Annotated in this window: 12 protein-coding genes; 10 read left to right on the top strand and 2 right to left on the bottom strand. The window is 53.3% G+C overall.

What is annotated here, in order from left to right; genetic code table 11:
• Positions 1-7 precede the first annotated feature (7 nt).
• The 10 genes from C4F51_RS06435 (at position 8) to yjgA (ending at position 7,201) form a co-directional block, all read left to right on the top strand.
• A complete protein-coding gene (locus tag C4F51_RS06435) occupies positions 8-568 on the top strand; it encodes a KdsC family phosphatase (protein ID WP_193908233.1) in 561 nt (186 codons plus the stop codon).
• 23 nt (positions 569-591) lie between these two features.
• The gene (lptC, locus tag C4F51_RS06430) at positions 592-1,176 is read left to right on the top strand and encodes an LPS export ABC transporter periplasmic protein LptC (protein WP_193908232.1); all 585 of its coding nucleotides are present in this window, start codon (positions 592-594) and stop codon (positions 1,174-1,176) included.
• Positions 1,166-1,810: a lipopolysaccharide transport periplasmic protein LptA gene (gene lptA, locus C4F51_RS06425; RefSeq protein WP_193908230.1), complete on the top strand. Its 645-nt coding sequence runs from the start codon at positions 1,166-1,168 to the stop codon at positions 1,808-1,810. The genes lptC and lptA overlap by 11 nt, the downstream gene beginning before the upstream one ends.
• Positions 1,811-1,819: 9 nt before the next feature.
• Entirely contained in the window at positions 1,820-2,545 is a 726-nt protein-coding gene (gene lptB / locus C4F51_RS06420; RefSeq protein ID WP_193908228.1) for an LPS export ABC transporter ATP-binding protein, read from the top strand.
• 155 nt (positions 2,546-2,700) lie between these two features.
• Positions 2,701-4,290, top strand: coding sequence for an RNA polymerase factor sigma-54 (locus C4F51_RS06415; RefSeq protein WP_193908226.1), 1,590 nt, complete (start codon positions 2,701-2,703; stop codon positions 4,288-4,290).
• Positions 4,291-4,419: 129 nt separating this feature from the next.
• Positions 4,420-4,710 (top strand): ribosome hibernation-promoting factor, HPF/YfiA family, encoded by a 291-nt coding sequence (hpf, locus tag C4F51_RS06410; RefSeq protein WP_193908224.1) that lies wholly within the window; start codon positions 4,420-4,422, stop codon positions 4,708-4,710.
• 2 nt (positions 4,711-4,712) lie between these two features.
• Positions 4,713-5,159 carry a PTS IIA-like nitrogen regulatory protein PtsN gene (gene ptsN, locus C4F51_RS06405; RefSeq protein ID WP_193908222.1) on the top strand — a complete coding sequence of 149 codons (447 nt, stop codon included), beginning with the start codon at positions 4,713-4,715 and terminating at the stop codon, positions 5,157-5,159.
• A 131-nt stretch (positions 5,160-5,290) separates the two neighbouring features.
• The gene (gene rapZ, locus C4F51_RS06400) at positions 5,291-6,160 is read left to right on the top strand and encodes an RNase adapter RapZ (protein WP_193908220.1); all 870 of its coding nucleotides are present in this window, start codon (positions 5,291-5,293) and stop codon (positions 6,158-6,160) included.
• A gap of 5 nt (positions 6,161-6,165) precedes the next feature.
• Entirely contained in the window at positions 6,166-6,450 is a 285-nt protein-coding gene (locus C4F51_RS06395) for an HPr family phosphocarrier protein (RefSeq protein WP_193908218.1), read from the top strand.
• Between the two features lie 223 nt (positions 6,451-6,673).
• A complete protein-coding gene (yjgA, locus tag C4F51_RS06390; protein WP_193908216.1) occupies positions 6,674-7,201 on the top strand; it encodes a ribosome biogenesis factor YjgA in 528 nt (175 codons plus the stop codon).
• 6 nt (positions 7,202-7,207) lie between these two features.
• Here yjgA and C4F51_RS06385 read toward each other — a convergent pair whose 3' ends face one another.
• Both C4F51_RS06385 and rng read right to left on the bottom strand, forming a co-directional pair.
• A complete protein-coding gene (locus tag C4F51_RS06385; protein ID WP_193908214.1) occupies positions 7,208-11,332 on the bottom strand; it encodes a YhdP family protein in 4,125 nt (1,374 codons plus the stop codon).
• Positions 11,333-11,338: 6 nt separating this feature from the next.
• Positions 11,339-12,808 carry a ribonuclease G gene (rng, locus tag C4F51_RS06380; RefSeq protein ID WP_193908212.1) on the bottom strand — a complete coding sequence of 490 codons (1,470 nt, stop codon included), beginning with the start codon at positions 12,806-12,808 and terminating at the stop codon, positions 11,339-11,341.
• Between the last annotated feature and the right edge of the window lie 8 nt (positions 12,809-12,816).

The following is a 12,816-nucleotide window of genomic DNA, read 5'->3' as shown; positions in this document are numbered from 1 at the left end:
TTAAAGAATGAGTGATTTACTTCAGCAACGCGCCAAAGCGATTCGCCTGCTAATGCTTGATGTCGATGGCGTACTGACAGATGGCAAACTCTACTTCGGCAACAACGGCGAAGAAATGAAAACTTTTTGCACACTGGATGGCCATGGCATCAAGATGCTGCAAAAATCCGGCGTGCGGGTTGGTATCATCACTGGCCGGAAAAGTGAACTGGTCAGGCGCAGAGCCAGTGACCTGGGCATTACAATTCTGCTGCAAGGCCGGGAAGACAAATGGGATGCATTGCAGGAACTGTTTGCCGACAAAACCTTGTTTGAAACCCCGGTAGCCCCCGAAAATATTGCTTTTATGGGTGATGACTGGCCGGACCTGACCGTTATGTCACGGGTAGGGTTGGCGCTAACCGTGGCCAATGCACACCACAGCGTGGCCGAGCGCGCCCACTGGCAAAGTCATTTGCGGGGCGGCGAAGGCGCGGTACGTGACGCTTGCGATATGATTATGAAAGCGCAAAACACTTTTGAACGGGCGCTGTCCTATTATCTTCCCGACTCACCCGGCACGGAATAACCTGCAACAGGACTTACTGATTCATGCTACGCATTCCCCTGCCATGGCTTACGCTGATAGTGGCCACCCTGCTGTTTTTCGTGCTGCGTGAGAAATCACCTACGGAATTACTTTCTCCAGCCGTCAATGAAGAAGTTGTCCGTTTTCCGCACGCCTATATGATTGATATAGATACCGAAGATTTTGACCAGAATGGCAAACTGATCTCGCGGATGAGCACACCCGCGGCACAACATTTTCAGATCAATCCCGAGGCACCGGGCCCCGACGATCACACCATCTTCACCCAGCCAAAAATGTTTTTCTTTTCAGAAAGAGATGCCACACCCTGGCGGCTCAGCGCCATGGAAGGTCACAGCGATGCCAACGGCAGTGTGATCACGCTCACCAACAATGTCCGCATTGAGCAACAGGACGCCGACAGCAGCAGTTTTCTGGTTACCACCAGCCTGCTGACAATTCGCACCCTGGACCAATTCGCCGAAACCGACAAAGCTGTTAAGATGCGCGCGCCTCAGGGCGTCGTTGAAACCATTGGCATGCAAGCCTGGCTGAATGAAGATCGAATCGAACTCCTATCCAAAGTCCGAGGGACTTATGCACCGTAAATCCGGCCCCTTTATTTTTGCTGTGGTCTGCGCCCTGATTGGCGCCCATGCTCATGCGCTGCCATCCGATATTGAGCAGGAAATCCGCATTGAGGCCGAGCGCGCCACTCTGGATCAAAAACAGGGCATTACAACCTATACCGGTGACGTGCAATTTTCCCAGGGCAGCATGTCGATCAATGCCGACACCGTCATTTTTCATTTCAATACTGAAACCCAGAAAATTGACAAAATTCACGCCACAGGCTCACCGGTGCTCTACCAGCTGCAACCCACGGAAGACAAAGGTCTGATGCGGATTGAAGCCACCGAGGTGACCGCTACCTTTGATGGCAACCCGCAGCGGCGAATTTCCACCATCAATGCACGCGGTGTACCGGCGCTCTACCAACAGCAGCCCACACCGGACAAAGGCATCATCAGCGCCCGGGCGCAGAGCATTACCTACACCCCGTCCAGCCAGAGCCTGGCACTGGAAGAACATGCATCACTGGAGCAGGATGGTGCATCAATGAGCGGCACCCGCATTGTTTATGACCTCAACAAAGAGGTTATGCAGGCTGCAGGCGGCGAGAGCGAAGACCGCAAGCGCATTGAAATCATCATTCCACCGCAAACCATTCAGGAAAACTGATCAGGACTTATGGCTACTCTTTACGCTCGTAACCTTGCCAAAAGCTACAAAAAGCGCAAGGTCGTTATTGATGTCTCCCTGTCTGTCAGCAGCGGCACGATTGTAGGCCTGCTCGGCCCCAACGGCGCAGGAAAAACCACCTGCTTTTATATGATTGCCGGGTTGATTACCGCCGACAACGGCCGCGTACTGCTCGACGACAAGGATTTAACCCACCTGCCCATCCATGGTCGTGCACGCGCCGGTATCGGTTATTTACCCCAGGAAGCTTCGGTATTTCGAAAGCTGTCGGTAGCCGACAACATCATGGCAATTCTGGAAACCCGTAGCGATCTCGACAGAAAGCAGCGTCTGGCCAAACTGGACTCATTGCTGCAGGAATTTCACATCACTCACATTCGGGACAGTCTCGGCATGGCACTGTCAGGTGGCGAACGCCGCCGGGTGGAAATTGCCCGCGCCCTGGCCACAGAGCCCCGCTTTATTTTGCTGGATGAACCTTTTGCCGGGGTTGACCCCATCTCGGTCAATGACATCAAGCAAATCGTAAGACACCTGAAAGATCGCGGTATCGGGGTATTGATTACCGATCACAATGTGCGCGAAACCCTCGATATCTGCGAAACGGCCTATATCGTCAGTGAAGGTCACATTATCGCCGAAGGCACTGCCGAGACAGTTTTGGCCAATAACAAAGTGCGTGAGGTGTATCTGGGCGAGAATTTCCGCCTTTGATTGAAGATTTATTTGACGCCAGGGCCTTGACTTTTGCAAATAACACACAACAAGGCACAAACATTGCTTAGCCTTGTTGCTTGCGAGATCAAGGCTGTCTAAACTCTACTTCATCGACCACTGTTCTCGTCTAAGCAGGATCAGCTTTTTAAACGATGAAGCAATCTCTCCAGTTAAAGCTCGGTCAACAACTGACCATGACTCCGCAGCTGCAACAGGCCATTCGCCTGCTGCAGCTCTCCACACTGGATCTGCAACAGGAGATACAGGAAGCCCTCGACTCCAACCCGATGCTGGAGATGGAAGACAGCTTCGACAACCCTCCTGAATCCGCCGAAAAAGACGACCTTGATTACACACGCCAGGCTGAAATAGCCGCTGACCTGCCGGGTGACCGCCCGCTGAGTGATGCCCACTCTTCTTCGTCTGACAGCAGCGAAAACTTCTCTGATCACGACAGTGACTTCCGGGAAACTGACAGCTTCAATGAAAGCGATGGCTTTTCCGAAAGTGATGTCGTGGGCGAATGGAATGAATCCATCCCTACCGACTTGCCGGTAGATACCAGCTGGGATGACGTTTACCAGACATCCAGCTCCGGTAGCAGCAACTTTGAAAATGATGACAACGACTTCGAAAGCCGTCGGGCTGCGGTCGATTCCATCTACGACCACCTGATGTGGCAACTGAACCTCACGCCATTTTCCGATCGCGATTATCTGATTGCGCTGGCCATTATCGACGCCGTTGAACCTGGCGGCATGCTGTCGGTTTCTCTGGACGATATTTTTGAAGGCCTGGCTGCCGAACTGGAAGAGCTGGAACTGGACGAAGTGGTCGCCGTTCAACATCGCCTGCAACAATTTGACCCTTGCGGCGTTTGCAGCCAGAACCTTGCCGAATGCCTGCTGGTGCAACTGCAACAATTCCCGACGGATACGCCCTTCCTCGAAGCCGCCAAAACCATCTGCAAAAATTATTTGCCGCTGCTTGGCAGCCGCGACTATCGCCAGCTGATGCGCAAAACCCGGCTCAAGGAAAATGAACTGGGCCAGGCAGTTTTGCTCATCCAGGGGTTGAACCCCCGCCCTGGTGACATTATTGCCAGTGGCGATACCGAATATGTAGTACCGGACGTGTTTGTTGAAAAACGCGATGGCCGCTGGATCGTCGAGCTGAACCCGGATATCGCACCTCGCCTGCGAATCAACGCCAACTATGCCTCTATGGTCAAGCGCGCCGATTCCAGTAGCGACAACACTTTTTTGAAAGACAACCTTCAGGAGGCGCGCTGGTTTTTAAAAAGCCTGCAGAGCCGCAACGAAACCCTGCTGAAAGTTGCCAGCTGTATTGTTGAAAAACAACGCGGCTTTCTTGAATACGGCGCCGAGGCCATGAAGCCGCTGGTGCTGCACGACATCGCAGAAATTGTGCAGATGCATGAGTCCACTATTTCACGCGTAACCACACAAAAATTCATGCACACGCCGCAAGGCATTTTTGAGCTGAAGTATTTTTTCTCCAGCCATGTGAGCACTGAAGGTGGTGGCGAGTGTTCTTCAACCGCGATTCGTGCACTGATTAAAAAACTGATCAGCGCCGAAAATGCGAAAAAACCATTGAGCGACAGTAAAATCACCGACCTGCTGGCCGAGCAGGGAATTCAGGTAGCCCGTCGCACTATTGCAAAATACCGGGAGTCGTTAAACATCCCGCCGTCCAACGAGCGGAAATCGTTGATGTAATCGCACCGATCAGGAAACGTTATTTATTCTCAAATTTGAAGTTCAATGCGAACCAATAAAAGAGTAAATAATCAGATAAAAAGACGGATTGAAAAATCCATTGATATCGCCAACAAAGAGGAAGTATCCATGCAGATTACGATTAATGGCCATCACCTGGAAGTCACTGAAGCCCTTAAGCAGTACGTAGAAACCAAACTGGAAAAGCTGGATAACCACCACGACAAAATTACTTCTGTGCATGTCATCCTTGGGGTTGATCACCTCGATCAAAAAGCGGAAGCCACGGTGCACGTCAGCGGTAAGGATTTATTTGCTGATGCCGTAGAAGCGGATATGTATGCGGCCATTGATAAACTGGCGGACAAACTGGATCGCCAACTGATTAAACACAAAGAAAAATTACGTAGCCATCGTTAACCATGACAATCCCGGAACTGATTACGCCCGATCGCACCCTGTGTGCTATTGAAGGTGTTAGCAAGAAACGCACCCTGGAAATTCTCGCCAATACCATTGCACGCGCCGTACCCTCTATTAATGCCGATGAAGTTTTTCGTCGGCTGATAGCCAGGGAACGCCTGGGATCTACCGGCATCGGTTTCGGGATAGCCTTACCGCATTGCCGCATGGAATGCGGCAGTAAAGCGATAGGCGCCCTGATTACTCTGAAACAACCTATTGAGTTTGATGCAATTGACGGCCAGAAAGTGGATATTTTATTCGCTATGCTGGTACCGGAAAATGCTAATGCAGAACACCTTGATACCCTATCCTCTCTGGCTCGTTCGCTTAATGACGCGGGTTTTCGTGATTCCTTGCGCCAGGCGGACAGTGATCAGGCTCTCTTTCAGGCGGCTGTTTCATAATTTAACCGGCACCGGAATTTGCCGCTTGCCCTGAACGTTTTTTTTATTCATCCTGAGCCACGCCCTGGATAACCGGAGCCGTTTCAGGATTTCAGCGGATCTTTCCTTAATACGCCGAGCAGGATTTTACTATGCATCTCGTCATCGTCAGCGGACTGTCAGGTTCAGGAAAAAGTACTGCCTTGCACGTGCTGGAAGATGTTGGCTTTAATTGCATAGACAATTTACCGATCAGCCTGCTGCCACCCTTGATTGCCCAGATTCAGGCCCATCAAAATAATGAGCAGCGCTTTGCTATTGGTATTGATGTACGCAACGCCTGGCAAGATTTGACGGAATTCCCCGACGTTATCGACTCGCTGAAAACCGCCGGCATGACGTTTCAGGTGCTCTTTCTCGATGCGCAACCCCATGTGCTGGTGCAAAGATTCAGTGAAACCCGGCGCAAACATCCGCTGAGTGACAAACACACCAATCTGGCCGAAGCCATCGCTACAGAACAGCGATTGCTGGAGCCGGTGAGAGATAATGCGGATCAGGTGCTGGATACCAGCAACCTGAACTTGCATGAGCTGCGCGATCTGGTTAAAGAGCGCGTGGTAGGTCGCCACGAATCTACCATGGCGATTTTATTTGAATCCTTCGGTTTCAAACACGGCTTGCCGGTCAATGCCGACATCGTATTTGATATGCGCTGCCTGCCCAATCCACACTGGAAAGCGCATTTACGGCCACAAACCGGTAAAGACGCCGAGGTTATCGATTTTCTGGAAGAACAACCGGCGGTTCAGGAGATGTACGATGATATCGAGCGCTATCTGACCCGCTGGTTACCCCGCTACCAGGCCAATAACCGCAGTTATATCACCATTGCCATTGGTTGTACCGGTGGCCAGCACCGCTCGGTCTATTTGAGCGAGCGGCTGCAAAAACATTTTGATCATACCTTCAGCGATGTTCAGGTCAGGCATCGCGATATATTCAAACACAAGAAAGCCTGACAATTATGCTGAATAAAACTGTCACCATCGTGAACCAGCGCGGACTGCATGCACGGGCGTCGGCCCGTTTTACCAGTACGGCGACACGGTTTAATGCTGCTATGCGAGTGCGCATTCACTCACCCGACAACAGCGGCGCCTGGTCAGATGCCACCAGTATTATGTCGTTGATGCTACTGGCGGCAGGCCAGGGCACGCTGCTGGATATTCAGACAGAAGGCAAGGAAGAGCAAAAAGCGATGGATGCTATCTGTCAGTTGATTGAACAGCGCTTCGGTGAAGAAGACTGATTTTAGCGCTGAATCCCGATTGTCGTTGTCTCCCCCGTTAATCTCCCACCCGAAATAACGCCGACATGGCTATAATGCACCCATTACACCGGTGCATATCCGTTGTTTACCCGGGACTGTTGGCCAACCCGACACCCTCTCTATTTGCCTGATTCACCCCACGGGTGAATGCAACAGGCATTATCGCGATTTTCTTACAGCACTATTTTTTTACGGCACATTTATGGTTTATAAATACGACGACATTAATCCGGACGATTACATCAAGAGTAAGTCCCAGGTAAAGCGTGAAATGACGGCGCTGCAGGAGCTGGGTGAGAAGCTGGTTGAGATGAATGACAAGCAACTGGCCACCGTCCCGCTCGATGAACATTTGCTCAGTTCTATTCATGAAGCCCGCAAGATGCCGCTGCGCGAAGCGCGTCGTCGCCAATTGCAATACATCGGCAAATTGATGCGCTCGGCAGATTTTGAAGAGATTCAGGCGGCAGTCGATAAGCTGCAAAACGTCAGCGACCAGTACATTCACCGCCAACATCAGATTGAGCGCTACCGGGATTTATTGATTGACGGCGACAAGCAGGTTTTTCAAACCCTGGTGACCCGCTACAAGGACGTGGATGTTCAGCATTTGCGCCACCTGATCAAAGCAGCGCAGCAGGAACAGGAAAACCATCAGGCGCCGAACAATGCGCGCAAACTGTTTCGCTACATTCGCGAACAAATTACCTTGCAGGATGGTGAGGAGTAATAACGCCTAGTCGTTATTACTCGCTTCGGCTTCTTCTTCACGGCGGTTACTGACGTTCTGACGAAGACTTTCCTCGCTCTCGAACAGGCGATCAAATTTCATCACCGGATCATCCCAGTTGCCACGGATGGTATAGGAAACACTGGTCGCCTGATTCACCTGCTTTCTAAAAATTTTACTCACCAGATAGATACCCGCTGCCGCCGGTAAACCGGTCGCCAGTGCGGCCAGAAAAGTCAGATTACCCGCTACCGGCAACGCCGCTACCAGGCGGGCATCAATAGTTTCCTGCTGCAAATCAATGGTGCCAGCCAACTGCAAGCGGCTGGACGGCCCTTCCACCAGCAGCGGTTCGGTTAGTTGCAACTGGCCGTTATCAAAATGGATGCGCCCCTGAATGCTGTCAAAGGCCAGACCGGTTTTGTAGAGATCGGAAAAATCGAGCCGCAGGCGACGTGCCAGCGTATCGAAATTGACCAGCGACAGTAACCGCAAAACCCCTTCGCCAGCACCGGTGCTGCGATTAAAACGCCCTTCTTCCAACGCCAGATCAATATCACCACGCAGGGTTTTCAGGGAAAACTGACCCGGTGCGCCCGGCCATTCCAGATCCACCTGATAAACCGCATTGCTGGACTCGAGAATGTCGGGCTTTTCCCATTCGCGCATGACTTCCGCCATGTCGGTGGCCGTGAGCACGCCGACAAAGCGGGTGCGGTGCCCTTCATCGCCGGTAGACCAGTAAATTTGCGCCCCGGACAAAGGCGAGCTATCAACAATGTTGGCAGTCTCGGTAGCGGGCACACCGCTAACCGCAATACCGCGAAGGTTGCCGCGAATACGGTTGAACATCACACCGCTGTTGTCCGGGCGAACCTGCAAACTCCAATCACCGTAATTATGCCCTTCAAGGTACAGCGCCTGCACCGCCACATCAGCACGGGGCAAGCTGCGCGGGTCAAATTGTGAGGCGGTGTCGGTCAGCGATGCGGCGATGGTGGGGGCTTGCTCGTCTTCACTGGCCGGGTTGCTATCGCCCAATAGTTCCCGGGTAAGGTGCAGCTCGTCAATCGCAATGGCCATAGGAATGCTGCGCGCATCCGGCAAGCGCACACTGCCTTTAAGAACGGGGTTATTAAACGTCAGTTGCCAGGCATCGGATTGACGCCAGGCATTGAGGGCAATATTTTCCAGCGCCAGCGGGCCAAGTGCCTGCTGCCCCAGCAACACGTCAATATGCAAAGGCAAACCGACGACCATGCCGGGGGCATCGCTCAGAGCAGTAAATTCTTCGGTGACGGAGCCGGGCTGCTCCTGAATTTGTCGTTGATAGACTTCGTAGCGATCACGCACCTGCAACCAGGCATTGATATCTACCGATTCAACAAAACCACTGACACGGAATTGCGGTTCCGCTTGCAAAACCGCCTCTCCGGCGATAGTGACATCAGCATTCAGCAGTTGGGTGTCTTCACCGCTGCTGGCCATAAAACGGGCTTGTACCAGCGGCGTAACTTCATCCAGCCGGTAGTCGATAAACGCTTCCGTTTGCTGGCTGCCGATATCCAGCTGAACGCTGAAATCCCGCTCGCCCTCAACCGGTTTGGCAAAGGGTTCCGGTAAATCTACCAGCGCTCCCGCAAGGTTACTTTTGGCAATGACGCTGACCAGCGTGCGGTTATCGGAATCAGAATCGGCGGCATCGCCCTGATGGGCAATAGCAACCGTGGCCTGATAAGGCACCAGCCCTTTGAAAAAGAGAATTTCCGGACGGCTGGCCCAACCAGCCAGATCATCCGCATCCACCCGGCCATCCAGATGGATAAGCGTTGACTGCGCATTGTCTTCTTTCCGGGTTTCCAGCGTGGCGGTCACCGGTTGGTCAAAAAGCAACGCGGTGAGGCGATCGCTGCGAAGTCCTTCTTCGCTGCTGTAGCGAATTTGGCCATCCACATCTCGCAAGTAGAGCGACAGGTTTTCCATGCCCACCAACGGCATGTCGAAACTGACATCCACCTGCTGCGAGGAACCTTTGGCTTCGGCCAGCAAAGGCACGGCGATGTCTACCCGGGTGCGGTGAGTGCCCTGAAAATACCAGCTGTCCATATTGCTGCCGATCAACTCGCGCATGTAACCCTCGCGCAGCACGCGCAAACCATCGCTGGCGATACCGGCAACGTCACCCGTTACCGTCAACAAGGCGCCTTCGTCGTGAGGGTTGGGGCGAGTCGCTATGTGTACGCCGGAGAGATCACTTTCGTAAAGCTTGCCGCTGAAAACACTGGCATCAATCGTTTCATCGTCAACCAGCAAACGGCCCTTCAGCGCGGTCAGCGCCGGCCAGTCGGTGTGGTAGTCGAGCGAGGCATTTTCCAGATCCAGATAAAGTTGATAACTGCGCGCGTTATTTTCCGGCGTGTTCAAGGTGCCCCGAAACACGAAACCCGCTTCGTTAGCAACGCCCGGGTTATCGCCACCAATACTGGCTTGTAACCACTCGCTGAGGTTGGGCGGCACCGTTGCCGGTACGTATTTTTTATACTCGGCTGCTGCCAGGTGCTTTGCCCCTATGTGCAAATACAAATCCAGATCGGCGCCCGGATTGTGCCAGGGAATGGCCAGCCATAAATAACCGGTCGCTTCTTCATGCTCACTGCGCAGATGAATGGCACCGCTGTTAACGTAAATTTGTTTGTTTTCCGGTTGCAACCACCAGGCAATTTGCCCTTGCGCCTGCTGGTAATGCATCGCCTCGCTGTAGGTCGGCACATAGTGCATGCTGAAATCATCGCGGCCGGTCAGATTGATAAAACCGCCCCGCTGATGTGCCTGCACGTAGCCATTGACACCAGTCAGTGCCGGCACTCCGTTCCAGGCACTGACGCTGACATTATTTGCCATCGCCTCTACCCGCCAGGCCGCCGGATCACGCAGGGGCAATTCAAAACGGATACGATCAAGGTAGCCCTGCGGGTTGAGCGTGTTCAGCACTTGCAGCACACCGGAATCTTTCAGCAGCCCTGACTCATTAACCCCGGCCAGCGCATCCTGCAAGGGAAACTGATCCAGCTGCACCACCATCGGTGCTTGCTGCCCGGCAGCGGACATCGCCAGGTTGACCCCTTCAATACGGGTATCCTGCAAACGCGCATTGAGATTGGGCAACATCATTTGCCAGGCGCCCGAGCGCAACCAGTAACCATTTATGCCGGTACTGAAATGATCAAGCCGATAGTGTTTGTCGAAAAAAGGCACCGAGAGCGTTTGCAAATCCAACTGGCCGTGAACGTCGTAACCTTCGTTGCCAGCCCGGCTGTTAAACCACAGCTTTGCATTCAAGCCGCCTTCGCTGGTGACACGCCCCAGTGTCACATCACCCAGCAGCAAACCACCGGCTGCAATAAACGGTTCGGAAGTAGGAAAATCATGCAATGCCAGATAACCGTTCAGGGCAAAACGTGACTGATCACGGGGATCGCCCTCACTTTCCAGAACCAGATGCACCGCCTCGCCCCGCCCCTCCACATCCACCTTCAACTCGATACGGTGGAATTGCTGTTCGTTTTCGAGGAGCAGTGAAGGAGAATCCAGAGCGACCTGCTGGCCGTTGTAGAAATGAAAAGCAAGATGGGTGTGGCGGAACTCCATGCGATCCACCAGCAGCAGCATGTCCAGCAAAAAGCCGCTGCGGGCTTTTTCCGGCTGCGCGCTGGTGTTGCCGCTGTCGAGCCCTGGAATATGCCAGAAGCCCTCACGGGTCTGCTGAAAGACCAGCCGGGTACCATTGAGATCTACATTGCCCCAGGCCAGTTGCCAGCGGCTCAGGGAACGCAGTAAATCCAGCCGGAAGTAAGCCTCGTCAACCGCGACTATCGACTCGTCCGTAAAACTGGTGACCGACAATCCCGCCAGACTGACCACCGGTTTCATGCCGTCCCATTGCAGTTGCAAATCCTGCAGCACCACACGGGCGTTGAGCCGCTGCCCGATGTAATCTGCCAGCTGATCGCGATAATCACTGACCAGCGGCGCGAGCATACGACCACTCTGCACCACAGCGGCGAGAGTGATCAGTAATAACGCGCTGGCAAAATAAAATTTGCGCAGCACATAGCGGAACGTGCGAATCATGCAGGCTTAGACCAGAACAATGTCGTATTGCTCCTGGGTAAACAGATTGTCCACCTGAAATTCAATGGTTCGCCCGATGAACGCTTCCAGGTCAGCCACGTAAGCTGCCTCTTCATCCAGTAAACGATCCACCACCACCGGCGATGCCAGCACCAGAAATTTGTCGTTGTTGTAGGTACGCGATTCGCGGAGAATTTCCCGGAAAATTTCGTAGCAGACGGTTTCGGCAGATTTGACCTGACCGCGACCGCGACACACCGGGCAAGGTTCGCACAACATTTGCCCCAGCGATTCCCGCGTACGCTTGCGAGCCATCTCTACCAGCCCGAGTTCCGACACACCGGTAATACGGGTTTTGGCGTGGTCTTTTTCCAGCGCTTTTTCCAGTGTACGCAACACCTGGCGCTGGTGCTCCGGGTCCTGCATGTCAATAAAGTCGAGAATAATAATGCCGCCCAGATTGCGCAGGCGCAGCTGGCGGGCGATCGCGGTCGCCGCTTCCATGTTGGTTTTAAAAATGGTTTCTTCGAGGTTGCGATGGCCGACAAAAGCGCCGGTATTCACATCCACCGTGGTCATCGCCTCGGTTTGCTCGATGATCAAATAGCCGTTGGATTTCAGCGGTACGCGGGTATCCAGCGCGCGCCGGATTTCCTCCTCTACACCGTACAGATCCATCAACGGACGCTCGCCGGTATAGCAATCAATCAACTCGACCAGCTGCGGGTAGTAACTATTGGCAAAGTCCTGCATCAACTTCCAGGTAAGGCGGGAATCCACACGGATTTTATCAATAGGAGCCCGCGCCAGATCGCGCAATGCTCGCAGGTAAAGCGGCATATCCTGGTGAATCACGGAAGGTACACCCACTTCCGGTACCTTGGCACTCAGGTCTGACCAGAGCTTTTGCAGGAAAGGAATATCAGCAACAATCTCTTCGGTACTCACGCCTTCAGCAACGGTTCTGACGATAAAACCGCCTTTGATGCCCTGCTCGGCAATAGCGGTTTCAAGGGTATGGCGCAGCCGTTCGCGCTCCTGCTCTTCTTCGATACGAGCAGACACACCGATGTGCAGGCTGTTAGGCATGTAAACCAGATAGCGTGACGACAGCGTGAGGTGAGTCGTTAAACGGGCGCCTTTGGTGCTGATAGGGTCTTTGGCAACCTGCACCAGCAAGGTTTGCCCTTCGCGAACCAGGGTGCGAATGTCGGGTAAATCGTGACGGCGGGATTCGCCTTCAACCGACTCCGGCAGCATATCGGCAACGTGAATAAAGCCGGTGCGCTCCAGGCCAATTTCGACAAACGCAGCTTGCATGCCGGGTAAAACCCGCACCACTTTGCCCTTGTAGATATTGCCCACATAACCTTTGCCGTAGCTACGCTCAATATACAACTCTTGCGCCACCCCGTTTTCCACCAGGGCAACCCGCGTCTCTACCGGAGACACGTTGATGAGGATTTCTTCACTCATGGATAATT

This window comes from Cellvibrio polysaccharolyticus (genome assembly GCF_015182315.1).
Classification (GTDB): domain Bacteria; phylum Pseudomonadota; class Gammaproteobacteria; order Pseudomonadales; family Cellvibrionaceae; genus Cellvibrio; species Cellvibrio polysaccharolyticus.
The sequence above is the reverse complement of the archived record's forward strand: the minus strand, read 5'-3'. Positions and strand labels throughout refer to the sequence as shown.